The organism is Paraburkholderia sp. RL17-368-BIF-A, from assembly GCF_046054045.1.
In the GTDB taxonomy this organism is placed as follows: domain Bacteria; phylum Pseudomonadota; class Gammaproteobacteria; order Burkholderiales; family Burkholderiaceae; genus Paraburkholderia; species Paraburkholderia graminis.
The window spans coordinates 154234-178564 of sequence record NZ_JARESN010000012.1; the positions used below are offsets into that span (position 1 = coordinate 154234).

Genomic DNA, 24331 nt, shown 5'->3' on the forward strand with positions numbered 1-24331 from the left:
TGTTTTTTTGCTGCGAACGCGGGCGTTCTTTCAGGCTGTGCCTTGCACGCACAACGCGCGCTTTAACGCATGCTCGACATCAAGCGGTTCGAGTTGCCGCCAACGTGCGCACACATGCTGGTCCGGGCGGATCAGATAGAACGTGCCGGGTCGCGCGTCGTAGCGCGCACTCGCGAGACCCTCGGTGTCGCGCAAAATCTTTGCATCTGCGATTGCTGCCGGCGGCGTTTCGCTGCGCGCGATCACCACGAGCTTCAACGGAATAGTGCTTGTACGAAGCGCTTTCAGCGCAGTTTCGGCTGCGGCGTCGATGCCTTCATCGCCGGAAAAAAGCACGCCTGTAAATTGCTGGCCGAGATGCTGAAGCAGCCACGCCGATTCGCCGGCCGCCTGCACCGGTGCATCGACACACGAGGCGCCCGGCACCATGAGGCCCTCGAAGCTGTCGCTATCCGGTGTATTCAGCGGCGAATCGCTCAACACCGCCGGCACCGACAGCCGACCACTGTTCGTCAGTTGCCGCGCAAACGGATGGTGACGCGCGAGCTTCAGCACGGCATCTCGAAACACGCGGCTAACCGGGCTCTTCGGCGTGATGAAGTCAGTAGAACGCGTGGAGTTGCGGATGTTTTCGTCGGCGGCAAACTCGCGCTCGCTGGCATACGTGTCGAGCAACGCATCCGATGCGTTGCCCTCCAATACCATTGCCAGTTTCCATGCGAGGTTCTCCGCATCCTGCACGCCGCTATTCGCACCGCGTGCGCCGAACGGCGAGACGCCGTGTGCGGAATCGCCCGCGAACAGCACGTTGCCGTGCCGGAAGCGTTCCATGCGCAAACACGAAAACGTATAGACGCTAACCCATTCCAGTTCGAACTTTGCATCCGGTCCGAGCAAGGCACGCACACGCGGAATCACGCGCTCGGGCGTTTTCTCAAGCACCGGGTCGGCGTCCCATCCAAGCTGAAAGTCGATTCGCCACACGTTATCCGGCTGACGATGCAGCAACACCGACTGATTCGGATGAAATGGCGGATCGAACCAGAACCAGCGCTCGGTCGGAAAGTCCGCTTCCATCTTCACGTCGGCGATCAGGAAGCGGTCCTTGAACGTAACGCCTTTACTATCGAGTCCCATCAGATTGCGGATCGGACTGCGCGAACCGTCGGCGGCGACGACATACCGGCCACGCAACGCATATTGCCCATCGGGCGTTTCCACCGTCAGCGTAACCGACGCGTCGCGCGCGCCTGGCGTTCCGCACTGCTCGATAGCGACCACCTTGCTTTTCCAGCGAATCTCGATGTTCGGCATTTGCTGCGCGCGTTCGAGCAGAAAGCCTTCGACGTAGTACTGCTGCAAATTGATAAACGCCGGACGATGATGACCTGCTTCGGGCTGCAAATTGAACGAGTAGACGAGCTCATCCTTGAGGAACACTTTGCCGACATTCCAGCTAATGCCCTTGTCCACCATTCGCTGCCCGCATCCGAGGCGATCGAAAATATCGAGTGAGCGCTTCGAGAAGCAGATCGCGCGCGAACCCGTGGACAACGAGCAGTCGTCGTCCACGAGTACGACGGGCACGCCCTGCTGCGCGATGTCGATTGCGGTGGCAAGACCCACCGGCCCCGCGCCGACCACGATCACCGGATAGACCGTCTGTTCCGTGCCGTGGCGCGCGTCCTGTTCGCGGCACGGCTGATATTCGAACGACAGCGTCTGGTAGTTGATGCTCATGTTGTGTCTCCGTCCTGCTCCGCTTTGCTTTGCTTTGCTGCGCTTGCCTGTTCTTTTGTATGCGATGCCGTCAGGCTTGCAGCGCGTCCCACATTTCCTTGTCGCGCTGCGCGGTCCAGATGCGCGGATGCGTGATGCCGCTTGCTTCGTCGAAAGCGCGCGAAACGTCGAACGGCAAGCAATGTTCGTAGATGAACACGTGGCCGAATTTCGGGTCCATCGCCTTGCGCGTGTGCGCCATCGCGGCCTTCAGATCGAGCTTCTGCTCGACCGCTTCACGGCCTTGCTGCAGCAACGTCGTCACGAAATCCTTCGTGTAATCGAGACCTTTGTTGACGTCTTCCGGCGTGGTCAGCGCGGGGCCGCGGCCCGGCACGAGCTTCTCGGCATTGAGCGCGCGCAGTGCTTCGAGTGTCGCCGGCCATTGTTCGAGCTGCGCGTCGCCGCAATAGCACGCCGCGTCGTATTCGACGAGATCGCCGGAAAACAGCACCTTTTGCGACGGCAGCCACACGACCGTATCGCCCTTCGTATGACCCGCGCCGAGATGCGCGATGCGCACTTCGAGCTTGCCGAGGAACAGCGTCATTTCCTTTTCGAACACGAGCGTCGGCCACGTGAGGCCCGGCACCGTTTCGACGCCGGCAAAAAGACGCGGAAAGCGTTCGATCTCCGACTTCATGTCCGCTTCGCCGCGCTCGACGATCATCTCGTACGTGCCGCGGCTCGCGATGATTTCCTGCGCGCCTTCCTCGAAATACGCCGACGCGCCGAGCACGCGCACCGCGTGATAGTGCGAGAGCACGACGTATTTGATCGGCTTGTCGGTGACGCTGCGAATCTTCGCGATGAGGTCTTGCGCCATGGCCGGCGTGGCGGTCGTGTCGACGATCAGCACGCCGTCGTCGCCGATGATCACGCCCGAGTTCGGATCGCCTTCGGCCGTGTAGGCGTAGGCGTTCTCGGACAACTTCGTCCACGTGACTTTCTTGACTTCCAGATCGGCCTGCGATGCAAATGCCTTTGCCATGCTCGTCTCCCTCAAAAGTTGGATGTGAGGCGAGACGGCCGGCTGCGCGCTGCGGCGCGGGCTGGCGGTATTGAAGGTTGTCTCGCCCCGTTTTTGACTCTGTGACTGCGCCGGTGTGTCGGGGTGATTGCATCTTATGGCCGCACCTGTTTATTTGTCAATAGCGAAATGTATCGCTATACGCAAATTATCCAACGCCTAACATTGAAGCGTGGACGGTGACAGTTCGCAGTCGCGGTTCGGTTAACATGGACCCTTTTTACGGACGAGCGCAGGCGTGAGCAAAGCAGCGAAAGCGGCCCCTGGCAAAGGCGCGAGCGGTACTGAAATAGCGGAAGGCGGCAAGACGCAGCGCGGCATTCAGAGCGTGGAAGTCGGCGGCCGGCTGCTGCTCGCGCTCGCGCAGGCGCGCATGCCGCTCGCGCTGTCGGATCTCGCCATCGCCGCCGACCTGGCGCCCGGACAGGCCCATGCTTATCTCGTGAGCCTGAGCCGGCTTGGTCTCGTCAAGCGCGACGAGCTGTCGGGCCGTTATGAGCCCGGCCCGTTGTCGCTGCGGCTCGGTCTGTTGCATCTGGAAAATCAGCCGGCGTTTCGCGCCGCCGTGCCGCGCGTGGCCGCGCTCGCCGAAGCAATCGGCTTTAGCGTCGCGATCTGTATCGCCGGGCCGCAGGGGCCGACCATCGTTCGCTATGAACATGGGGGTTTTCCGCTGCACGTGAATCTGCATGTGGGCACGGTCATGTCGCTGCCGGCGACGTCGACGGGACGCGTGTTCTGTGCGTACCTGCCGCGCGAAACGCTCGACGCGATGTGGGCGAATCAGTCGGGCGCCGACCAAAGCGCGACGGCCGCGCCGCGCGACGCCGCGTTCCAGACGTCGCTCGAGAAGATTCGCGCGCGCGGCCTCGAAAGCAGTGTCGATGCGCCGAGTCCTGGCATCAGCAGCCTGAGCGCGCCCGTGTTCGATCCGGACGGGCGACTCGCGCTGGCGCTGACGGTGATCGGCTCGACGGGCTCGATCGACGTGGCCGCCGATGGCCGCATCGCCCGCGCGTTGCTCGGCGCGGCTCGCGAGATCGGCGCCGAGCTTGCCGCCCAACCCTCACTGCTTGCATCGTCCGCATCGTGACCGCTCGTACCGACAACGCTTCTTCCACGCCGCTTTCCGCGCCTGCTTCCACGGCCGTTTCCACGGATACAAAGCCGCAGCGCGGCATCCAGTCGCTCGACAGCACCGGCGAACTGCTGGCCGCGCTCGTCGCGGCAGCGCGGCCGCTGACCTTGCGCGACCTCGCCGCCGCAGCCGGCATGCCGCCGGCGAAAGCGTTTCCGCATCTGGTGAGCCTGCTCAAGACCGGCTTGCTGAGCCGCGGCGCGTCCGGCTGTTTCGAAGCCGGGCCGCTTGCGCTGGAGCTTGGCTTGATAGGCCTGCAGCGTCTTTCGCCGACGCGCGAGGCCGAGCCCGAAGTGGTCGAACTGGCGGCATCGACGGGAATGAGCGTCGCCATGGCGGTGCTCGGTCCGCTTGGACCGACGGTCGTGCGGCTGGAGGAATCGCCGCGGCCCTTGCATGTGAGCTTGCGGGTGGGCACGGTGATGTCGCTGGTGAATACGGCGATCGGGCGCGTTTTCGCCGCCCATGTCGCCGACGACGTGCGTGCCGGGCTGCTCGCGCAGGATCACTTGCGGCTCGCAGGGGCGAACGAGGCCGATGCTTTCGCCGGCAAAAGCGCGCCGCCGACGCTGAACGCAAGCTATGCGCAGCGTCTCGCGCAGATTCGGGCCGACGGAATCGATACCGCGCTGAGCCGGCCCGTGCCGGGTATCGACACGCTCGCCGCGCCGGTGTTCGACCACACGGGCAGCATTTGCCTCGCGCTCGCGCTGATGGGACCGAGCGGCAGCTTCGACAGCGCCGCCGCGGCCGGCCCGGCGCAGACGCTGCGCGCGGCAACGCTGCGGTTGTCGCGGCGGTTTGGCTGGATGGGCTGAATCAAGGGTTCCTGCGCGGCGTCGGCCGCGTCGTCGGCGGCCTCGGTCCGGTAATCGTTTTTTTTGAAAAACGGCGGTTTGTAATCGTTTCGGCAGAAAAATAATCGAAACGATGCGGGCGGCCGGGCTCCGAATAAGCGTTTTTTTGGAAAAAGCCCTGTTTGCAATCGTTTTGAACGTGGAATAATCGAAACTGATGCAGACGACCTGCTTCCCGCCCTCTCAAGCGCACCCGGATCGACCCCATGCCGCACATCGGATATCAATGGCTGGCGAACACGTACGGCGTCGTACCGGTCCACCCGTTCGCCGTTCAGAGCGAAATCGGCCGCACGCGCTCGAGCGCCACTGACGGCGACATCAGCCGCGAGGTCTATCCCGCGGCGTATCGCCCTGTTTCGAGCCTGACCGATCATCTGACATTCGCCTTCCGCCACGAAGGCATCCATCTGGAATTCCTCGCGCGGCTGTTCGCGCTGAAGTCCGTACGTGGCGAACTGGAAGCGTGGATCGCAAGAGAACCGACCGGCGCGTATGCGCGCCGCGCGTGCTTTTTCTACGAATGGCTGCGCCCCGAGCGTCTTGATGCGCAAGGCGCATCGCGAGGCAATTACGTCGATGCGCTGAACGCCGACGAGTTCGTCGTGGGCACGACCGTCAACAACTCGCGCTGGCGCGTGCGGGACAATCTGCCGGGCAATCGCGACTTCTGCCCGGTGATCCGGCGCGCGGAGTCGGTGCGGCGCGCAGAAACGTACGACCTTGCGTCGCCGCTGGCCGAACTCGAAGCCGATTACGGCGTGGACCTCATCATGCGCAGTGCCGTCTGGCTGACGGTGAAGGAGAGCCGCGCGAGTTTTCTCATCGAGCACGAACAGGACAAGGAGGATCGCATCCGCCGCTTTGCCGCGGTCATGGAAAGCGAGTGCGGCCGGCATGCCAATCCGTTCGATGCCGAGACGCTCGTTGCCCTGCAGCGCGGCATCCTCGGTGAATCGGCGCTGCGCTACGGCGTTCGCCGCTCGCCGGTCTATGTGGGACACGTCGCGCGCTATGAGCCGGTGGTCGATTACATTGCTCCGCATTGGCAGCAGGTCGAAGCAATGCTCGCGGGCTTGAGCCAGTTCCTTCAACGCACGCAAGGCGGTGCGCCGATTGTTCGCGCGGCGGCGGCATCGTTCGGCTTTGTCTATGTGCATCCGATGGCCGACGGCAACGGCCGCATCTCGCGCTTTCTGATCAACGACGTATTGCGCCGCGATGGAGCCGTGCCCGCGCCGATCATCCTGCCTGTGTCCGCGACGATCACACAAAGCACGCGCGATCGCGCCGCTTACGACAAGGTGCTCGAACGGTTTTCGCGCCCGCTGATGAAGCACTACGCGGATCAGTACTCGTTCGGGAAAACGGAAACGGCCGACGACGGCGTCGAGTTCAACCTGCACTTTCGCGCCTACGACGACGCGCTGCCCGCGTGGCGCTACCCGGACTTCACCGCCCACGTCAGCTATCTCGCGGATGTCATCGACGTGACGCTGCGCCACGAGATGCGCAACGAAGCGCGCTTTCTGCATGCCAACGACACGGCGCGGCGTGCGATCAAAAATTTCCTGGAAGCGCCGGACAACGATCTCGACAGCATCATTCGCAGCGTCCGGCAAAACGGCAACAGCATTTCCAACAGCTTGCGCAAACGCTATCCGCTTCTCGATGAGCGGCCGAATCTGGCCGCGCAAATCGTCAATGCGATCACCGAAGCTTTCGCCGAAGAGAACATTCCCTAATCGCCCGTTTGCGGTTCATGCGACGACAACCTCGCCTTCGCATGCCGCATCTTCTCCAGCGTCTTCGGACCCGCTTTGAGTGCGACGCCGATCGCGAGCGCGTCCATGATGCAAAGATGCACGAGGCGCGATACGCCAGGCGTATTCGGATCGATTGGACTCGGCACGCGCAGCAGCAGCGCAATATCCACGAGCCATGCAAGCCGCGAGCCGACATTGGTCAGCGCGATCGTCGTCGCGCCGCGTTCCTTGGCAATCTGAATGCTCTCGTTCACCTCGACGCTGCGGCCCGAATGCGAAATGGCAAAGGCGACGTCGCCTGGCTCCATCATCCCGGCGTAGAGGCGCTGCAAGTGCGCGTCGGTAAACGCAGTGGACGCGATGTCGAGCCGCAAGAACCGCAACGCCGCATCTTGCGCGACGAGGCCCGACCCTGAGCCGACGCCGAAAAAGAACACGCGCCGCGCGCTGGACAGCGCTGCAATCGCGCTTTCGACCACCGCCGGATCGAGCGCGCCGCGCGCGTGCGTGATGCCGTCGACGGCGGCTTCGCCTACCTTGTCCATCAGCGTCTGCACGTTGTCGCTGCGCGCAATGGCCGCCGACGAATACGGCATTCCGCCCGCCACGCTCTGCGCCAGTTGCATCTTGAAGTCGCGCAGACCATGCGCGCCGATCGCGCGGCAAAAACGCGTGACCGAAGGCTCGGAGACATCGGCGCGCTGCGCGAGTTCGGTGATGCTCGCGCGCATCGCGAAGTCCACGTCGTTCAGCACCATGTCCGCGACCTTGCGTTCTGCGGGCCGCAAACTGGCGAGTGCGCTGCGGATATGGGGAATCAAGTTCGGTGCGGACACCCGGTGTTCCTTAAGGGTTAAATGAATCCGCGTCGCTCGCAGCTTCAATCGGCAACACGCGGTTCAGACCAGTCTGCGCCCACTCTCCGTATCGAACAGATGAATATGAGCAGCCGGCAAGCGCAACGCGACGCGCTCGCCGGGCTCAACCTTCGAGCGTTGACGCGTCGTCACGCACCACGTGTTGCCGCCTATTTTCCCGTACAAATGCGTCTCGGCGCCAGTCGGTTCGACCACCTCGACTTCCATGATTGCGTCGGGCGTCTGCGTGATCGTCTCGATGTGTTCGGGCCGCACGCCCAACGTGACTCTCGCGCCCACGTTCGCCGACAGCGGCGCGCCTTCGAGCACGATCTCGCCACCGTCCGCGAGTTTCAGCGCAAGTCCCTGCGAGTGATCCACTACGATGCCTTCGGCGAAATTCATCGACGGCGAGCCAAGAAAGCTCGCGACGAAAAGATTCGACGGACGGTCATAGAGTTCGAGCGGACGCCCGATCTGTTCGATCCGCCCCGCGTTCATCACGACGATGCGGTCGGCCATCGTCATGGCTTCGATCTGATCGTGCGTGACGTAAATCACCGTATTTTTCAGGCGCTGATGCAGTGCCTTGATCTCCGTGCGCATTTGGACGCGCAGCTTCGCGTCGAGATTGGACAGCGGCTCGTCGAACAGAAACAGCGACGGCTCGCGCACGACCGCGCGGCCCATCGCGACACGCTGACGTTGACCGCCCGATAACGCGCGCGGCAAGCGGTCGAGGTAGCCGCCGAGATTGAGCATCTTCGCCGCAGCCTCGATGCGCGGCTTGAAATTCGCCGGCGACTCTTTACGAATGCGCGGCCCGAACGCGATGTTCTCGTAGACCGTAAGATGCGGATACAGCGCGTAGCTTTGAAACACCATCGAGATATTGCGCTGCTGCGGCGCGAGATGGTTCGCACGCGTTCCGCCGATCATCAGATCGCCGCCGCTGATTTCCTCGAGCCCGGCCACCATCCGCATCAACGTGCTCTTGCCGCAACCCGACGGGCCGACGAGCACGACAAACTCGCCGTCGTCGATATGAAGGTCGATGCCGTGCACCACCTGCGTGTCGCCGTAGCGTTTGAAGATGCCGCTCAGTTGCACTGCTGCCATGCTGTCCTCGTCGTCTGCAGGTTTCGCTCAAAGCGATTCGAGCGTCAGTTCTTGCGCCATCAGCCGGTTGCCTGCCATCAAGCCACCGTCGACGGGCAACGCGACGCCGGTAATCACGCGCGCCATCGGCGACGCGAGAAACAGCACGGCATCGGCGATGTCGTCAGGCGTCGCGAAATCGCGCAACGGATACCACTTTTTCAAATCTTCGAAGACCTGCGGGTTCTTGTCGACGCGCGCCTGCCATGCCTGTGTCTTCACCGTGCCCGGACACACGATGTTCGCGCGAATGCCATAGCGGCCCAGTTCGAGCGCGAGCGCCTTCGTGTAACTGATCAAGCCCGCTTTGGCCGCGCTATACGCGGGATGCCCGAGCGCGGCCATGCCATTCACCGAGCCGATCAACACCAACGCGCCCTGCTCGCGCTCGATCATCGACGCGCGCACGGCTTCGACCGTGTTGTATGTGCCGTTCAGGTTCAGATGAATGTCGCGCTGCCAGCTTGCGGCGTCGGTGGTGGCGAGCGTGAGGCCCTCGGCTGCGCCCGCGTTGGCGACCAGCACGTCCACGGGTCCGCGCTTCGCCACCGCCGCGGCGACGGCTTGTTGCACCGCGGCGGCGTCGCCGAGATCGACTGCAATCGGCGTGACCTGCGTTTCACCGAGCTGCTTCGCCAGGCGATCGAGCGCGGCCCCGTCGATGTCGAGCGCCAGCACCGTGTCGCCTTCCTCCACGAAACGCTTGCACAACACGCTGCCGATGCCGCCGCAAGCGCCCGTCACTAATACGACTCGAGTCATTTTGCCCTCGCTTTTCCACACGCCCGGCACTTCGCAGACCGTGTAAATTTCTTACAGCGCGACGCACCGCACAAGCCGCTTCGTCCCGGATATTGGGTAACGGTCGCGCAGCCCGCATCGAGAATATCTCTGTTTTACAGGCATCTTATGCACAAACCGCGGCGAGAAAAAATATCGCAGACCCTACGTGACAACGCATTTTTAGCCGTGTAGGATTTTTTCAAACAATTCAACCCACAGCAGCCGGCGACGGCAGCGGACCTATGAGGAGAGAGAGATGTCGTTGCATGCCCGTGCTTCCCTCGCGCTTGGCAAAGTCGCCGTGGCGCTCGCGTTTGCAGGTATCGCCGTGTCGGCTCAGGCCGACACGGTTCGCGTGACCGTCGCGCATTACAGCGACGCAACCGCGCCGTACTTCGAAAAGATGGCTCGCAATTTCGAAAAGGCCAATCCCGGCACCACCATCAAGATCGAAGACGTGAACTGGGATACGTTGCAACAGAAACTGCAAACGGACATCTCCGGCAACGCGAACGCCGACCTCGCGATTGTCGGCACGCGCTGGCTGCTCGACTTCGTGAAGGACGACGTGGCCGAACCGCTCGACGGCTATATGGACGCCAATTTCAAGGGACGTTTTATCGGTCCGTTCCTGGCACCCGGCGAAATCAACGGCAAGGTGTACGGTTTGCCGATCGCCGCGTCCGCACGCGCGCTGTACTACAACAAGGATCTGCTCGCGAAAGCCGGCTATCCGGACGGCCCGAAAACATGGAACGACGTGATTGAAGCGTCGAAGAAACTGAAGGCGCAAGGCATTGCCGGCTTCGGTCTGCAAGGCAAGGAAATCGAAACGGACGTCTATTTTTACTATGCGCTGTGGACAAACGGCGGCGAAGTAGTCGGCAAGGACAACAAGGCGGCGTTCAACTCGGCGGCGGGCGTCAAGGCGGCCACGCTGTATAAATCGCTGATCGATCAGGGTCTGACGCAACCGGGCGTTACCGGTTACAGCCGCGAAGACGTACAGAACCTCTTCAAGCAAGGCCGCGTGGCGATGATGATTTCGGCGCCGTTCCTCGCGAAGCAGATCAAGAAGGAAGCGCCTAACCTGAAGTACGGCATCGATCCGATTCCGATGGGCACCACGCACGCCACTTACGCAGTCACGGACTCGATCGTGATGTTCAAGAACTCGAAGGTGAAGAAGTCCGCGTGGAAGTTCCTCGACTATCTGTTCACCAAAGAACCGCGCGTCGAGTTCACGACGACTGAAGGTTTCCTGCCGACCACCAAGGCGGAATCGTCGGACCCGGCATTCAATGATCCGGATACCAAAGCATTTGTCGCCTTGCTGCCCACTGCGCGTTTTGCACCGACCGTGACCGGTTGGGAAGACACCGCGAAGGCCGTGACCGACGCGATGCAGTCCATCTACCTGGGCAAGGCCAAGCCCGCCGATGCGCTGAATGCGGCGGCTACGCAAGCCAACAAGTCGCTCGGCCATTGATCGGGGCGACGCTCTGACGTCGCGGTAAGCCGTCACTATCCGGCCCATTCCGACGCGCCCGCATGCTTCATGCGGGCGCGTCTCACGATCGAGCATGTATGAGCCGTTCCGCCTCTTCGCGTCTGCAAGCGCCGTGGTTACTGATTGCACCGAGCCTGGTGCTGGCGCTTTTTATCATCAGCTATCCGATTTTTAATATCGTGTGGCAATCGCTGCATGAGGTATCGCGTTTCGGGGCGATTCGCGACTTCACGGGCTTGCAGAACTTCTATTCGATCTTCAGCGACCCGACGTTTCTCGCGGCCGCGCGCCGTACGATCGTGTGGACCGTGTTCGTGGTCGGCGGCACAGTCGCCATTTCGGTGCCTGTTGCCCTGGTGCTGAATCAGGACTTCTATGGGCGCGGCGTCGCGCGAACCATCGTCATGCTGCCGTGGTCGGTTTCCCTCACCATGACCGCGGTTGTCTGGCGCTGGGCGTTTAACGACGACTACGGCATGGTCAATGTCACGCTGCAACGCCTCGGCTTGATCGGCGGCCCGATTCATTGGCTCGCGACTCCGGAACTCGCGTTTCCCGTGGAAATCGCGGTGGGCATTCTCGTGTCGATTCCATTCACGGTGACGATTCTGCTCGGCGGATTGTCCTCTGTGCCCGGCGACATTTACGAAGCGGCGCGCATCGACGGTGCGAGCGCGTGGCAGCAGTTTCGCAAGCTCACGCTGCCGTTGATGCGGCCGTTCATCAACATGACCATTCTGTTGAACGTGATCTACGTGTTCAACTCGTTCCCGATCATCTGGGTCATGACGCAAGGCGGCCCGGATAACAGCACGCATATTCTCGTCACGTATCTGTACGAACTCGGCTTCAGGCTCGGACGACCGGGCGAGGCTGCGGCCGTGTCGCTGATCATGCTCGTCATGCTGTTCGTTTTCTCGATGGCGTATTTGCGCATGCAGCCGGCGAAAGAAGGAGAACCGTCATGACGCTCAGCACGAAAACGAAACGCTCGCTGTGGTGCTGGCTCGCGTTGTCGCCGCTGGTGATCGTGGTGCTGTTCCCGTTTGCGGTGATGCTCTTCACCGCACTCAAACCGGCTTCGGAGATTTTCGTTTACCCCGCGCGCTGGTTGCCCGTGCATTGGCAGTGGAGCAACTTCGCCGATATGTGGCAAGCGGCCAATTTCGGCGTGGCGCTGCGCAATAGTGCGGTTATCAGCTTGCTGTCGACATTGCTGGCACTCGCGGTGAGCTTGCCCGCCGCTTACGCCTTGGCGCGCTTCCCGTTCCGTGGACGCGGACCGTATCGCCAGTTCCTGCTCGTCACGCAGATGCTGTCGCCTATCCTGCTGGTCGTCGGGCTGTTCCGGCTTGCCGCCATGATCCCTTATGGCGACGGCAATCTTGTCGATTCGAAAATCGGCGTGATCGTCTCGTATGCGGCATTTAATATCGCGTTCGCCGTATGGATGCTCTCTTCGTATTTCCAAACGGTGCCGCGCGATCTCGAGGAAGCGGCGTGGCTGGAAGGATGTGGACGAACGCGTGCCGTTTTCAAAGTGTTTCTGCCGCTTGCCGTGCCGGCGATTGTCGTCACCGCGATCTTCACGTTCATCAACGCGTGGAACGAATTCGCCGTTGTGTATACGCTAATCCGCTCGCCGGAAAACAAAACGCTCACCGTGCAGGTCACCGACATGGTCGCCGGCAAGTATGTGGTCCAGTGGCATCTCGTGATGGCCGCGACGCTGTGCGCAACGCTACCGGTTTCGGTCGTGTTTGCGTGGTTGCAGCGGTATCTGGTGAAGGGCCTGGCTTTGGGGGCGGTGAAGTAGTACGTTTTTGCCCACCGCGCCGAGGTTTGCAATCTTCGGCGCGGTCATGGTGATGCTGGTGGCCATGGCGGTCAGCGCGTGTTTCGCTGAGCCCGCTTGCCGTTATTCCTTGTGCTTATTCCGCGCCGCGCACAATGCGCAGATCGCGTTCTACTGCGTCGCCCAAAGCGTCGAGCGCTTTCTTGTAGTCGTCGCGTGAATACGCTGCGACTGCATCTTCATACGACGGAAACTCGATCACCACCGTCCGCTCCTTCAAGCCCTGCTCATGAACTTCGTCCGCGACGCCGCGCACGAGGAACTTGCCGCCCGCAGCCGCTACTGCCGGGCCGGCCAACTGACCGTAGGCGGCCAGCTTCGACGGATCGTTGATCTTGCGATACGTGGTGACCCAATACCCCTTGCTCATTTGACGCTCCTCGTTAGTGACGGTCATGAATGCAGGAGCGTAACAGAGAACGCCCCGGAGAATACGCGGCGGCCAGTCATGGCCCTATTGCGTAAAGGACTATCGGCGCGGCGGGCCGATCCGAATGTTTGCCCTGCGAATCGCGCCACATGTCCGAAAAAGATGGCCCAAAAAGTTGAACCACGGCGCATGACAAACGGCCAACTTGTATGGAAACTCTTTCCTGCGATCCACGCGACGTGTCGATGGCTGGCCGCTCGTGTTTGAAACGCAGCGACCGCTGTTCGCGGTAAGGCAACGAGTCGTCGTTTATCATGAACCTGTGCCTTTCGATGAAGATTCAGTTTTAGATATGACCAATACCGGAAAGACGTTGATCATCGGCCTTGTGCTGGCTGACCTGGTGATCTGCGCCTATTTGCTCTATCCGCGCGAGGAAAAGAAGTCGGCTGCCGCGCCCGAGGCCGCGCTGACCGCGCCCGAGATCACCGATTCGCGACCTGCCGAGACCCACGTGATTGCGGGCAGCATTGCTCGCCCGGCGTCGCCGGAGACATCGGCGAAGGCTAACAGCAACGCGCCTGGCGGCACGAAGGTGAGCCGCATTGACGTGCGGCCGTCGCCGGCTCCGACCCCGACCGTTGCGCCGCAGCCTGCGCTGCCGGCGGCACCGGCGTTGCAGGGCGTTCCGAACACCAGCGTCGCGAACGTGCCCGCGGCGGACATGCAAACGCAGGCGCAGCTCCCACAGGTTCAGCAACCGACGCAGCCGATACAGCAGCAACCGGTGCAAGCGCAGCAGCAGATGCAACCACCACAGCCGCAACAACCGCAACACGCAAACAACACCAGATCGAAGACCGCGCAGCGCGCTGCCGAAGATTCGCGTGGTCATGATGACCTGCGCCGCCGCGGTTCAAGCGACGTTGGTGCGTTGATGACGGAACTGCTCGTGCGCGAGTCGGCGAAACTCGATCCGTCATTGCCCCCGCCGCCGCCGACCGCTCCGGTCGAACTCAATCGCCGCAGTTCGAACCCGGTCGCGGACGCGATGACCGATCAACTGGTCAAGGAGTCGGCACGAGTGGCGCCCGCGTCCGGCGCGCAAAAGCAGCCGGGCACGCAGTAGACGCGGAGCGCGTTGTACGCTCGCGCGTCTGGATGGAATTCGGCAGATATGCGTTCTCCCGATTCCATCCACTCGCGCCCACACGCATCGAGCGCCTTCACGACTCCGTAATCCCCGCAACGGCGAACTGCCCACATGCCAGTGGTTATCGCCGCACTACCGCTCACGCAGCCGCATCATCGACAATCGGTTCGCGAGCCATGAACCAGTAGAAGAGCGCCGCGCACCCCGCAATCGCGCCGCCTGAAATAAACGCCAGCGCATACGAGCCGGTGCGGTCGACAATAAATCCCGCGACGACCGGCGAAAACGCACCGCCGAAATAACCGCCGAAGTTCTGGATCGCGCTGACGGAGGCGATCATCGACGAAGGCGCGATGTCCGCCGCGAGCGCCCACGCGGAACCCACCACGGCCGCAATGAACGCCAGCCCGACGGTGAAGAGTGCAAGCGTCACGTTCAACGTATGGCTAAACGGCAACGCAATCGCGCATACAGCGGCGCCCACCGCACAGCATGCAATCAACAGACGCTTTGCGGCAATCGGCGAAGCGATCTCGCGGTCGACCATCTTCTTCGCCAGATAGCCGATGGCAATCTCGCCCAGCGCGCCGCCTGCCCACGGAATACCCGCATACACGCCAAGCTGTGCGAACGAAATATGAAAGCGGTCGAGTAGATAGAGCGGCAAGAACACGAGGAAAATATTCCACAGCCAGATCGTGCAGAAGTAGCCGAGAATCATGCCCCACACGCTGCGTCGCGCGAATAGCGAACGCCACCGCAGCGATGAATTGGCGAGTGAGCGTTCGTGCCCGCCGCCGCCCGCCTCGATGTACTCCCGTTCATCTTTCGAAAGACGCTTGCTGTCCACGGGGTTGCGATACAGCATCAGGAACAGCAACGCGAAGGCAACACCAACCGCGCCTGTCACATGAAAGAGCGAGCGCCAGCCGAATGCGACCATCAACGCGACGAGTAGAGCCGGTGCAATGGCCGGTCCCCATTTCGAAGACGAGTCCCACACGCCCGTCGCGAATCCGCGCTCCTTCGCGGGAAACCATGCAGCGGTAATTTTCGCGGATGTCGGCCAGCACGGCGCCTCGCCGACCGCGAGCAACGCGCGCATCAGCAGTAGCCCCGAAATGGAACCGACCACGCCAGTGAGCCATGTCGCGACGCTCCACCAGATCATCGCGAGTGCGTAAGCGCGCTTTGCGCCGAAGCGGTCGATCACCCAGCCGGCCGGCAATTGCATGACCGCATAGGTCCACGCAAACACACTGCCGAGCAGGCCGATTTGCGTGCGAGTCAATCCCAGCTCGGCAATCATGCCCGGCGCTGCGATCGAAAGACTCGCACGGTCCATGTAGTTGATGATCCCGCCGATCAGCAGCCAGATAAGCACATGCCAGCGGAAATTGAGGCGAGTGGGCCGCACTGCGGCGGCCGTGAGCGAACCAGTGGGCTTGTCCAAAATCGTGTCTCCGTCCAGATGGCCATCAACGTTGATAAAGGCCATTCGTCGTTGTCGATATGCATCGTGCCGCAGAGCGCGGCACTTGTATGCAGGTGCTGAAGGACAAGTGTACGGATGCAGGCGCGAGAGCTCCAATGTCGAAACCGCATGCCGTGATAGCGTTTTCGTTATTGCCGCGGTTCGCGGCGCACTAAACTAGCGGGCGGCGCATGCACCGATTCATCGTTGAATACCCATTGGAGACCAAGTGAAATTCGACACGACAACTGTCCGGCTGATCCTTGCCATTGCGGAAGAAGGCAGCATCTCGCGCGCCGCGGACAAGCTGAACCTGGCAGTCGCGGCGGCATCGCGGCGCGTGTCGGATCTCGAAGAGCAACTCGGCGCGAAGCTCTTCCAACGCGTGCCGCATGGCGCGCAAATCACCGAGTCCGGGGCGAAGCTGATCGAGTACGTTCGGCAGATCGACAACCTGATTGACCGCATGGAAGGCGATGCACAGGCCCTCAATCATGGGCTCGAAGGGCGCATCATCATCGGTGCGCCGAAGGCGGTCGTCATTCAGTTTCTGGCGCGTGAAATCGCCGGGATTCAGCGCAAATATCCGCGCATCGCGCTGAAAATCGTCGAGGAAAACAGCAAGATCGTGCAGCAACTGCTACGCGACAAAGTGATCGACGTCGGCATCTACGAGAAGAAAAGCGGCTTTCTCGATCTGGACAAATGCGCGTATCGAGAAGACCGCCTCGTGCTGGTTTATAGCCGCGCGCATTTTGAATTCGGCAATGGACCAGTGGGCATCGACGATATTCTCGATCTTCCCATTGTGAGCCTCGGCAAGGGCTCGGCCGTACTGTCCGCCGTGGAGCGCGCGTATCGCAGCCGCGGCCGGCTGTTCCCAGACAACCTGACCGTCAACGGTTTCGACACCATGCTCGCGATGGTGCGTCACGGCTTAGGCGTCGGCTTCATGCCGCCCGATGTGTTGCAGAGCTTTCATCCCGAGGCATCGCTCGCATCGGTCGAACTCGACGGAGACTGGTCGCGGCGCAGTTACGTGCTGTCCTGCGTCGAAGGGCACGCGCAGGAGCAAACGCTGCGCAACGTCGTCGCGGAGTTGCTGGCGGGTGCCTAGCAGTCTAGCGGTCTAGCTGGAGCACACGCGCGCGACGGTTTCGCGATCCGCGAAACCAGCCATGACGTAGCGATTCTTGCGGCAACGCTTCTGCCCGGCGACAGTGGAGTCACAACATGACTCACCGACCGAGGAGGAAGCCCGACATGACGCAATCAACGCATCTACCGCTGCAAGGCATACGCGTGCTCGACGTGAGCCAGGTCATGGCGGGGCCGTTCGCCTGCATGATGCTGGCCGACCTCGGCGCGGACGTCATCAAGGTCGAGCCGCCCGAGGGCGACCAGACGCGCAGTTCGATGGGCTTCAAGATGAAAGGCCCCGACAGCATGGGTTTTCTCAACCTCAACCGCAATAAGCGCTCCGTCACGCTCGATCTGAAAAGCGACGAAGGGCGCGAGATGTTCTACAAGCTCGCGAAAACCGCGGACGTCATCGTCGAGAACTATCGGCCGGGCGTCGTGCAGCGTTTGCGGATCGATTACGAGTCGATCAAGGCGATCAATCCGAAGATCGTCTACGTGAGCATTTCCGGCTTCGGGCAAAGCGGACCGTGGGCGTCGCGGCCTGGCTTCGATCTGATGGCGCAGGCCATGTCGGGCGTGATGAGTGTGACGGGCTACAAAGGCGGCAAGCCCGTGAAAGCCGGCGTTCCGGTCGCGGATATCGGCTGTGCGATGTTCGCGGTGTTCGGTCTGCTGTCGGCGTATATCGGCGCGCAGCGAAGCGGTGAAGGCCAGCATATCGACGCGTCGCTGTTCGATTCGATCATGGCCTTCTCGATCTGGGACATGTCCGACTATTGGGGCACCGGCGTGCCGCCGACACCGCTCGGCACGAGCAACAAGATGAGCGCACCCTATCAGGCCGTGAAGGCGCGCGACGGTTACTTCGTGATGGGCGCAACCAACCAGAAGCTATGGACCCGGCTGTGCGAAACGCTGGATCGGCGCGATCTGATCAATCACGCGGATTACGCGAGCGTGTCGCTGCGACTGAAAAATCGCGAGGCGATGATCGAAGTGCTGGAACAGGAGTTCGGCAAGCGCGACAGCAGCGAATGGGTCGATCTGCTGCTCGCGGCCGGCATCCCCGCAGGACCAATTCTTTCGTATCCCGAAGCATTTGCAAGCGAGCACGCGCAGCATCGCAACATGTGCATGGAGATCGACCACCCGAACGAGGGCAAGGTCAAGAACATCGGCTTTCCGGTCAAACTGCTCGGCACGCCGCCGACCGTGCGCCGCCATCCGCCGCTGCTCGGCGAGCACAACGACGAGATCTTCGCCGAAATCAACGGAGCCGCGTCATGAGCGAACCGGTTCGTCTGACCGTTCACGCTTCGGGCGCGGCGGAAATCCTCATAGACAGACCCGAGCGGCACAACGCGATGACGCTCGACATGTACGAGTCGCTGCTTGCACTCGTGGCGCAATGCGAAGCGAACGACGACGTGCGCTGCATTCTGCTGCGCGGCGCCGGCGGCAAGTCGTTCATTTCCGGCACGGACATCGGCTATTTCAAGGACTTCCGCGACGGCCGCGATGGGCTCGCATACGAAGCGTTCGTCGAGCGCGTGATCGACACTATCGAGCGAATTACCATGCCGACCATTGCGGTGATAGACGGCTGGGCGGTGGGCGGCGGTCTCGCGCTCGCGACGGCCTGCGATTTTCGCGTCTGCACCGACGCTTCGCGCTTCGGCGCGCCGATTGCGAAGACGCTGTCGAACACGCTGTCGTCGCGCAATATCGCGCGGCTTCAGGCAGCCTTCGGCACACCGCGCGTGAAGAAGATGCTGATGCTCGCCGACTATCTGAGCGCCGAAGAAGCGCTCGCGTGCGGATACGTGCAGGAGGTCTGCGGGCGAGACGCATTGCAGGAAGCGGCGCACTCGCTCGCGCAACGTTTGATTGCGCTTTCGCCCGTCACGCAGCACGCGGTGAAAGAGAGCCTGCGCCGCATCGTGATCGATCAGCGGCTCGACGACGAGGATCTGATCGAAAGCGTGTACGGCAGCAGCCGTTTCAGGGAAGCGGTCGCGGCGTTCACGTCGAAGTCATGACGGCGTAGCCGCAGTCGCGATACCTTCGCATAAGAGACTCGCTCGAGGCGCCGCAACAGCGGCGCTTTTTTTATGCCTTTGTTTCGCACGAGCGTCCACCGCGGCGGGCACGTGGCGTCACGCCAGGGTTTTCATCGACAAAAATTCCTGTTGCCAAACTTTTTAATGTCGTAGTATCCGCATTGACAACATATGTTGTCGCTTATGCAGACGGAACACCGCATGTTGTAGAAACAACGCGTGTTCATCGTCAATCAATGCGGAGAAAATCATGGTACGTCGCGTCTTCCTCATGTCCGTCGTTGCGGCCGCGCTATTCGGCAGCGCGCTCGCCCGCGCGGACACCAAAGAACTCGTGGTCGGCACGGACACGTCGTTCATGCCCTTCGAATTCAAGCAGGGCGACAAGTACGTCGGCTTCGACCTGGACCTGTGGGCCGAAATCGCGAAAGACCTGGGCTGGAAATACAAGGTCCAGCCGATGGATTTCAGCGGCCTGATTCCCGCGTTGCAGACGCAAAATATCGACGTCGCGCTGTCGGGCATGACGATCAAGGAGGAGCGCAGGAAAGCCATCGACTTCTCCGACCCGTACTACGACAGCGGCCTCGCCGCGATGGTCCAAAGCGGCAACACGAGCATCCGGTCCATCGACGATCTGAACGGCAAGGTGATCGCGGCGAAAACAGGCACGGCCACTATCGACTGGATCAAGGCGCATCTGAAGCCGAAGGAAATCCGCCAGTTCCCGAACATCGACCAGGCGTACCTCGCGCTCGAAGCGGGCCGCGTCGACGCCGCGATGCACGACACGCCCAACGTGCTGTATTTCGCGAGCACGGCCGGTAAAGGCAAGGTCAAGGTCGCCGGCACGCCGGTGAGCGGCGACAAGTACGGCATCGGCTTTCCGAAGGGCAGTCCGCTCGTCGCGAGCGTCAACGCGGAACTCGCGAAGATGAAGGCCGACGGCCGCTATGCGACGCTCCACAAGAAGTGGTTCGGCTCCGAGCCGCCCAAATCGTAATCGTTGCGACGTCCCGTGCGGCAGTTCCCGCCGCGCGGCAGACGCACACCTAAGGAGCGGTTCGTGGAATTCGATTGGACAGTTATCTGGAGTGCGCTTCCAGATCTGATAGACGGCGTGGAGCTGACAGTATTCATCGCCTTCGTGGGCTTGATCGGCGGCTTTATCGTCGGTGTCGTGGCGGGCACATGCCGCGCCTACGGCCCGCTTGCGCTAAACGTGATTGCGCAGGTTTACGTCGAACTGATACGCGGCACACCGATTGTGGTTCAGGTGATGTTTCTCTACTTCGCGTTGCCGTTGCTTGCGCATTTGCGAATCGACGGGCTGACCGCCGCCATCATCGCCATTACGGTGAATTCGGGCGCCTATCTTGCCGAGGTGGTGCGCGGAGCGTTGCTGTCGATCCCGAAGGGCTTGATGGAAGCGGGCCTCGCGATGGGACTCTCGACGCCGCGCGTGCTGATGAAGATCGTCGGGCCACTCGCATTTCGACGCCTGATTCCGCCATTGGGCAATCAGTGCATCGTCAGTTTGAAGGACACGTCGCTGTTTATCGTGATCGGCGTCGGGGAACTGACGCGCAAGGGTCAGGAGATCATCGCCGGCAACTTTCGCGCGGTGGAAATCTGGTCCGCCGTCGCGGTCATTTATCTGGTCCTGACCGGTGTCATGACGCTGTCGCTGCGCGTCGTCGAAAGAAGGATGCGAATTCTATGAGCATGATCGAATTTCAGCGCGTCTCAAAGAGCTTCGGCCATCTGCCGGTGCTCAACAACATCGATCTTCGCATCGAGAGTTCGGAAGTCGTGGTGGTCGTCGGGCCGTCGGGCTCGGGCAAGTCGACCATGCTCCGCTGCATTAACGCACTCGAAAAAATCAGCGGCGGCGAACTGCTCGTGGACGGCCTGAGCGTGAAAGGCAATGCGTCTGACATCCGCGCGATCCGCCTGGAAGCGGGCATGGTGTTTCAGCAGTTCAACCTGTTCCCGCAGATGACCGCGCTCGAAAACGTGATGTTCGGCCCGATTCAGGTACGCGGCGCATCGCGAGCCGAAGCGCGCGATCAGGCAATGGCGCTGCTCGACAAGGTCGGGCTCGAATCGCGCGCGAATCACTATCCGTCCGAGTTGTCCGGCGGACAGCAGCAGCGCGTCGCAATTGCGCGCGCGCTGGCGATCAGGCCGAAGCTAATGCTGTTCGACGAGCCGACTTCGGCACTCGATCCCGAGCTTCGTCATGAAGTGCTGAAGGTCATGCAGGATCTCGCGACGGAGGGCATGACGATGATTGTCGTCACGCACGAGATCGGCTTCGCCAAGCGTGTCGGTACGCGCCTGTTGTTCATGGACAACGGCGGCATCGCGGAAGATGGCGCGCCGGGCGAGCTGATCGACAACCCGCCCACGCCGCGCTTGAAGGACTTTTTGAAGCACGTCGGCTGAAAAAGCCCGGCCTCGATTCGCCGAAGCAAGCGCCGCTCGCGCGGCGCACCAGGCTTTTCGCGGCCTTCACCGCACTACGCTACTGCGTGCTGCTTAGTCGTAGTGGCGATGCTTATGACGCTTCTTGCCCGAACGATAACCACGCGAGTAGTCGTCGGAATACGAGTTCGAGCGCGAGATGTTGCCGCCGAGCGCCGCGCCCGCGCCGCCACCCAGGGCTGCGCCGACGAGGCCGCCGCCACGGCCGCCCATTGCATTGCCGGCTGCCGTGCCCGCGCCGCCGCCCAGCGCGCCGCCGACGATCGCACCCGTGCGCTCACGGCGGTTCGACGTCACCGCGCCGCCCGCGCCGCCGCCCACGGCGCCGCCGATCACGGCACCCGTGCTGCCGCCGACCGCGCCACCCAGTGCCGCACCCGCAACGCCACCGAGCGCGCCGCCCAGCGCATTGTTCATGTCGCCGGCCACAGCCGACAAGGACGCCGCGCTCGCAAGCGCCGCGACAGCCACAATCTGGAGGATTTTTCTGGACATAAAAGGTCTTTGGTTTTTATGAGACGGCGCCGAGTATAACCGGTGACATGAAAGCCCTCTGTAACCACTGCACGGCTTACCGGTAAGACGTGTAACAAATGATGTAGCGCCGTCATTTTTACCTTTTTACTGTCCGCTGGCCTCAGCGCTTGCGCTTCTTTTTTAGCTCGATCGTTTCGAACAATTCGTAGTTGGCGGTCGGCGTCTGATCGGCGCCGGGCGCATGGTAGTAGTTCATCGTGATCGTCGTCTCGCCGCCCGCGTGACCCGGATCGTGATCGAACACGGCGATGCCGTAGCCCGTGCCCGTATCGCGTTGCGCGGACCAGATCGCATCTTCGACGGCATCGGCGCTCGCACGAACGAAGGTGCCCGCGGTCGTACCCGGCACCGGACGATTCGGCCGCGTGAAGATGCGCGCTTGCGGCAGTCCCGTGCCTGCATCGACGCCATAGACATCGAGCGGCGCGCTCGTGCCGCCGCCGCCGAGAATCAGGTGGATCGTGCCCTGGCTCGTATCGAACGTGGACGCGCCCGCCGAGATCGCCGACATCACCGGCTTTGGCTGCAAGGTATCGACCGGATGGCCCGTGGCGATGTCGGTGCCCTTGTGATGATTGCAGCCGCGCACGGGATAGCTGCGCTCGTAGTCGTGATCGTGGCCGCACAGCACGAGGTCCACGCCGTAGCGGTCGAAGAGCGGCAGCCATGCCTCGCGAATGCCCTTATCGGAACCGTTGCCTGTCTTCGACGAACTCAGCGCGTCCTGGTGCATCTGCACGACGATCCAGTCGATGTCGTGGTCGTCGGCCGCGTGGCGCAGTGTCTTTTCGAGCCAGCGCGTCTGTTCGCCATCGCTGTAGCCTCGCACATAGAACGAGGTGCCTGGCTGGATCGGCGGATTGCCGGTGCTTGCGGCCGGCACGAGCGGGGCCGGTCCGGCGACGAAGGCGGCGGCGTCCTGATAGACGACGTCGTCGGCATCGAGCGAAATGAACAGCACCGAACTCACGCGGAAGCTGTACCAGCGGCCCTGAAAACGCGTGTGATTGTCGGGCAGCGCATAACGCGCGAGATACGACGCGAAGCCTTGCTCGCCGTTATGGAACTCGATTTCATGGTTGCCGGGGCACGGCATCCACGGACGATTCGCCGCCGAGTTCTGGCAGTTGTTGCCGAAGTCGCGCCACACTTGCGGCTGTTGCGTCGGGTTCAGGTTCGCATAGCAGAGGTCGCCGTTGAGCAGATGAAACAGCGGCTGAAAGCGCTCGACGGCCTGCACCGCGAAGCGGCTTTGCGGCGACGACAGCACCCAGCCGGTGTTCGGCGTCGCGAGATCGCCATAGCTCGTGAAGCGGAAGGGCGCGCGGCCGCGCGGCGCGGTGCGGAAGCTGCCGGTGAAAGGCTGCGCGGCATTGCTGTCGTTCTCGGCCGTGACCTCGTATTCATAGCTCGTGTCGGGCTTGAGGTCGCGCAGACGTGCGTGATAGTTGAACACGACCTCGCCGTTCAGGCCGTCGGTGTAAGTGGTCTGCACGCCATGCACGATGTGCTTCGCGTCGCCGATGCGGCCAATGCGCAAATGCGGCTTCACGGCGGCCGCGAGCGACGCCCACGACACGGTGACGTCGCTCGAAGGACCGTTGCCCCACGTCAGATGGATCTGCTCGGGCGTGCCGTCCGGCGTGCTGCTCGCGGCGCGTGCCGTCGACAGCGCGTTGGCCGCGCCGGCAAGACCCGATGCGCCCGCGAACTTCAGAAACCCGCGACGCGAAACGATGGATGCGCCCTGATCGGCTGGCGAGGCATTAGCGTTCTTTGTATTCGACATGTCTGTGTTTGTGGGTAGGAAGGACTGGCGGCTTTGACCAGTGATCCTAGTCGCGAAACGGTGACAGTTGAATGAAAAGAGCTAACCGCTAATGAGCAAGCGACGGGCAAATGATGCGCAAGCGGCTAACGCTTTGGCGGCTGCGGACTATTCGCGGGATTGGTGTCGAACTTCGAAACGCTTTCAATGCCACCTGGGCTGTCTACGCCGGCGAGCTTCAATAGTTCGTTCTCCATCGCATCGGCGATCTGCTTGTCGTAGATCTGCTCGCCCTTCACATAGACCGTGAACGATCGCAGGTACTTCGCTTTCTTCTCCGGATTCCGGATCGTTTCGCGCGTCCACTGATAAAGCGAGTACTTCTCGGTGCCGAGCCGCTCGGCCTCGTTCACGTAGTCCGCGAATGCGTCGTACTGGCATTTCAGCGTCGCATCATGCCGACGCAAGATACGCTGCAGTTCCGCGTGCGCCGCGCCCGAACGGTCGGTGCGCAGCGCATCGGCAAGTTCCGGCGATACGGTAAGCCGTAGCTGGAATTTCAAGGTCGAATCCACATTTGCCTCGCCGTTCGCTGTTGGATAAGAA

General features: G+C 62.0%; 23 protein-coding genes. 13 read left to right on the forward strand and 10 right to left on the reverse strand.

Going from position 1 to position 24331, the window contains the following annotated elements:
- Nucleotides 1–30 precede the first annotated feature (30 nt).
- Entirely contained in the window at nt 31–1740 is a 1710-nt protein-coding gene (locus P0D87_RS21310; protein ID WP_053859862.1) for an FAD-dependent oxidoreductase, read from the reverse strand.
- A 70-nt stretch (nt 1741–1810) separates the two neighbouring features.
- Nucleotides 1811–2770, reverse strand: coding sequence for an MBL fold metallo-hydrolase (locus P0D87_RS21315; RefSeq protein ID WP_006047257.1), 960 nt, complete (start codon nt 2768–2770; stop codon nt 1811–1813).
- A gap of 277 nt (nt 2771–3047) precedes the next feature.
- Here P0D87_RS21315 and P0D87_RS21320 point away from each other — a divergent pair, with 277 nt between their 5' ends.
- From P0D87_RS21320 to P0D87_RS21330, 3 genes are all read left to right on the forward strand, one after another.
- Complete coding sequence (locus P0D87_RS21320; protein ID WP_053859861.1) at nt 3048–3902, forward strand: IclR family transcriptional regulator; 855 nt, start codon at nt 3048–3050, stop codon at nt 3900–3902.
- The gene (locus P0D87_RS21325) at nt 3899–4765 is read left to right on the forward strand and encodes an IclR family transcriptional regulator (protein ID WP_053859860.1); all 867 of its coding nucleotides are present in this window, start codon (nt 3899–3901) and stop codon (nt 4763–4765) included. The genes P0D87_RS21320 and P0D87_RS21325 overlap by 4 nt, the downstream gene beginning before the upstream one ends.
- Before the next feature lie 245 nt (nt 4766–5010).
- A complete protein-coding gene (locus P0D87_RS21330; protein ID WP_053859859.1) occupies nt 5011–6549 on the forward strand; it encodes a Fic family protein in 1539 nt (512 codons plus the stop codon).
- Here the strand turns inward: P0D87_RS21330 and P0D87_RS21335 are convergent.
- The 3 genes from P0D87_RS21335 to P0D87_RS21345 form a co-directional block, all read right to left on the reverse strand.
- Entirely contained in the window at nt 6546–7406 is an 861-nt protein-coding gene (locus P0D87_RS21335) for a MurR/RpiR family transcriptional regulator (protein WP_053859858.1), read from the reverse strand. The genes P0D87_RS21330 and P0D87_RS21335 overlap by 4 nt on opposite strands.
- A gap of 63 nt (nt 7407–7469) precedes the next feature.
- The gene (locus P0D87_RS21340; protein WP_053859857.1) at nt 7470–8546 is read right to left on the reverse strand and encodes an ABC transporter ATP-binding protein; all 1077 of its coding nucleotides are present in this window, start codon (nt 8544–8546) and stop codon (nt 7470–7472) included.
- A gap of 27 nt (nt 8547–8573) precedes the next feature.
- Complete coding sequence (locus P0D87_RS21345; RefSeq protein ID WP_053859856.1) at nt 8574–9347, reverse strand: SDR family oxidoreductase; 774 nt, start codon at nt 9345–9347, stop codon at nt 8574–8576.
- A 277-nt stretch (nt 9348–9624) separates the two neighbouring features.
- On the opposite strand from P0D87_RS21345, the gene P0D87_RS21350 reads away from it, so the two are divergent.
- The 3 genes from P0D87_RS21350 to P0D87_RS21360 all read left to right on the forward strand — a co-directional run bounded on the left by P0D87_RS21350 (nt 9625) and on the right by P0D87_RS21360 (nt 12694).
- Nucleotides 9625–10857 carry an ABC transporter substrate-binding protein gene (locus tag P0D87_RS21350; RefSeq protein ID WP_006047264.1) on the forward strand — a complete coding sequence of 411 codons (1233 nt, stop codon included), beginning with the start codon at nt 9625–9627 and terminating at the stop codon, nt 10855–10857.
- 98 nt (nt 10858–10955) lie between these two features.
- Entirely contained in the window at nt 10956–11846 is an 891-nt protein-coding gene (locus P0D87_RS21355; RefSeq protein ID WP_029967068.1) for a carbohydrate ABC transporter permease, read from the forward strand.
- A complete protein-coding gene (locus P0D87_RS21360; protein WP_006047266.1) occupies nt 11843–12694 on the forward strand; it encodes a carbohydrate ABC transporter permease in 852 nt (283 codons plus the stop codon). The genes P0D87_RS21355 and P0D87_RS21360 overlap by 4 nt, the downstream gene beginning before the upstream one ends.
- A 115-nt stretch (nt 12695–12809) precedes the next feature.
- On the opposite strand, the gene P0D87_RS21365 is transcribed toward P0D87_RS21360, so the two are convergent.
- Nucleotides 12810–13103, reverse strand: coding sequence for a DUF1330 domain-containing protein (locus P0D87_RS21365; protein WP_006047268.1), 294 nt, complete (start codon nt 13101–13103; stop codon nt 12810–12812).
- Nucleotides 13104–13455: 352 nt separating this feature from the next.
- Between P0D87_RS21365 and P0D87_RS21370 the strand changes: the two genes are divergently transcribed.
- Nucleotides 13456–14232 carry a hypothetical protein gene (locus tag P0D87_RS21370; RefSeq protein ID WP_053859855.1) on the forward strand — a complete coding sequence of 259 codons (777 nt, stop codon included), beginning with the start codon at nt 13456–13458 and terminating at the stop codon, nt 14230–14232.
- Between the two features lie 163 nt (nt 14233–14395).
- On the opposite strand, the gene P0D87_RS21375 is transcribed toward P0D87_RS21370, so the two are convergent.
- Nucleotides 14396–15709 (reverse strand): MFS transporter, encoded by a 1314-nt coding sequence (locus P0D87_RS21375; protein WP_053860793.1) that lies wholly within the window; start codon nt 15707–15709, stop codon nt 14396–14398.
- 250 nt (nt 15710–15959) lie between these two features.
- On the opposite strand from P0D87_RS21375, the gene P0D87_RS21380 reads away from it, so the two are divergent.
- The 6 genes from P0D87_RS21380 (at nt 15960) to glnQ (ending at nt 21381) form a co-directional block, all read left to right on the forward strand.
- A complete protein-coding gene (locus P0D87_RS21380) occupies nt 15960–16847 on the forward strand; it encodes a LysR family transcriptional regulator (RefSeq protein ID WP_053859854.1) in 888 nt (295 codons plus the stop codon).
- A gap of 146 nt (nt 16848–16993) precedes the next feature.
- Nucleotides 16994–18160 (forward strand): CaiB/BaiF CoA transferase family protein, encoded by a 1167-nt coding sequence (locus P0D87_RS21385; protein ID WP_053859853.1) that lies wholly within the window; start codon nt 16994–16996, stop codon nt 18158–18160.
- Nucleotides 18157–18912 carry an enoyl-CoA hydratase gene (locus tag P0D87_RS21390; RefSeq protein ID WP_053859852.1) on the forward strand — a complete coding sequence of 252 codons (756 nt, stop codon included), beginning with the start codon at nt 18157–18159 and terminating at the stop codon, nt 18910–18912. Before P0D87_RS21385 ends, P0D87_RS21390 begins: the two co-directional genes overlap by 4 nt.
- A 271-nt stretch (nt 18913–19183) precedes the next feature.
- The gene (gene glnH, locus P0D87_RS21395) at nt 19184–19936 is read left to right on the forward strand and encodes a glutamine ABC transporter substrate-binding protein GlnH (RefSeq protein WP_053859851.1); all 753 of its coding nucleotides are present in this window, start codon (nt 19184–19186) and stop codon (nt 19934–19936) included.
- 63 nt (nt 19937–19999) lie between these two features.
- Nucleotides 20000–20656 carry a glutamine ABC transporter permease GlnP gene (gene glnP, locus P0D87_RS21400; protein ID WP_053859850.1) on the forward strand — a complete coding sequence of 219 codons (657 nt, stop codon included), beginning with the start codon at nt 20000–20002 and terminating at the stop codon, nt 20654–20656.
- The gene (gene glnQ, locus P0D87_RS21405) at nt 20653–21381 is read left to right on the forward strand and encodes a glutamine ABC transporter ATP-binding protein GlnQ (protein ID WP_006047276.1); all 729 of its coding nucleotides are present in this window, start codon (nt 20653–20655) and stop codon (nt 21379–21381) included. Before glnP ends, glnQ begins: the two co-directional genes overlap by 4 nt.
- Before the next feature lie 93 nt (nt 21382–21474).
- Here the strand turns inward: glnQ and P0D87_RS21410 are convergent, their stop codons facing one another.
- The 3 genes from P0D87_RS21410 to P0D87_RS21420 form a co-directional block, all read right to left on the reverse strand.
- Complete coding sequence (locus tag P0D87_RS21410; protein WP_006047277.1) at nt 21475–21915, reverse strand: hypothetical protein; 441 nt, start codon at nt 21913–21915, stop codon at nt 21475–21477.
- Nucleotides 21916–22057: 142 nt separating this feature from the next.
- Nucleotides 22058–23746, reverse strand: a complete 1689-nt coding sequence (locus P0D87_RS21415) for a purple acid phosphatase family protein (RefSeq protein WP_171800049.1) — start codon at nt 23744–23746, stop codon at nt 22058–22060.
- A 125-nt stretch (nt 23747–23871) separates the two neighbouring features.
- On the reverse strand, nt 23872–24300 hold the full coding sequence (locus P0D87_RS21420) for a hypothetical protein (RefSeq protein ID WP_053859848.1): 429 nt from the start codon (nt 24298–24300) through the stop codon (nt 23872–23874).
- Nucleotides 24301–24331: the final 31 nt, after the last annotated feature.

Excerpts from the sequence above, each read along its gene's own strand:
- P0D87_RS21310 (WP_053859862.1), bottom strand. The coding sequence starts at position 1,740 with ATGAGCATCAACTACCAGACGCTGTCGTTCGAATATCAGCCGTGCCGC.
- P0D87_RS21315 (WP_006047257.1), bottom strand. The coding sequence starts at position 2,770 with ATGGCAAAGGCATTTGCATCGCAGGCCGATCTGGAAGTCAAGAAAGTC.
- P0D87_RS21330 (WP_053859859.1), top strand. The coding sequence starts at position 5,011 with ATGCCGCACATCGGATATCAATGGCTGGCGAACACGTACGGCGTCGTA.
- P0D87_RS21340 (WP_053859857.1), bottom strand. The coding sequence starts at position 8,546 with ATGGCAGCAGTGCAACTGAGCGGCATCTTCAAACGCTACGGCGACACG.
- P0D87_RS21345 (WP_053859856.1), bottom strand. The coding sequence starts at position 9,347 with ATGACTCGAGTCGTATTAGTGACGGGCGCTTGCGGCGGCATCGGCAGC.
- P0D87_RS21350 (WP_006047264.1), top strand. The coding sequence starts at position 9,625 with ATGTCGTTGCATGCCCGTGCTTCCCTCGCGCTTGGCAAAGTCGCCGTG.
- P0D87_RS21355 (WP_029967068.1), top strand. The coding sequence starts at position 10,956 with ATGAGCCGTTCCGCCTCTTCGCGTCTGCAAGCGCCGTGGTTACTGATT.
- P0D87_RS21360 (WP_006047266.1), top strand. The coding sequence starts at position 11,843 with ATGACGCTCAGCACGAAAACGAAACGCTCGCTGTGGTGCTGGCTCGCG.
- P0D87_RS21365 (WP_006047268.1), bottom strand. The coding sequence starts at position 13,103 with ATGAGCAAGGGGTATTGGGTCACCACGTATCGCAAGATCAACGATCCG.
- P0D87_RS21370 (WP_053859855.1), top strand. The coding sequence starts at position 13,456 with ATGACCAATACCGGAAAGACGTTGATCATCGGCCTTGTGCTGGCTGAC.
- P0D87_RS21385 (WP_053859853.1), top strand. The coding sequence starts at position 16,994 with ATGACGCAATCAACGCATCTACCGCTGCAAGGCATACGCGTGCTCGAC.
- P0D87_RS21390 (WP_053859852.1), top strand. The coding sequence starts at position 18,157 with ATGAGCGAACCGGTTCGTCTGACCGTTCACGCTTCGGGCGCGGCGGAA.
- glnH (WP_053859851.1), top strand. The coding sequence starts at position 19,184 with ATGGTACGTCGCGTCTTCCTCATGTCCGTCGTTGCGGCCGCGCTATTC.
- glnQ (WP_006047276.1), top strand. The coding sequence starts at position 20,653 with ATGAGCATGATCGAATTTCAGCGCGTCTCAAAGAGCTTCGGCCATCTG.
- P0D87_RS21410 (WP_006047277.1), bottom strand. The coding sequence starts at position 21,915 with ATGTCCAGAAAAATCCTCCAGATTGTGGCTGTCGCGGCGCTTGCGAGC.
- P0D87_RS21415 (WP_171800049.1), bottom strand. The coding sequence starts at position 23,746 with ATGTCGAATACAAAGAACGCTAATGCCTCGCCAGCCGATCAGGGCGCA.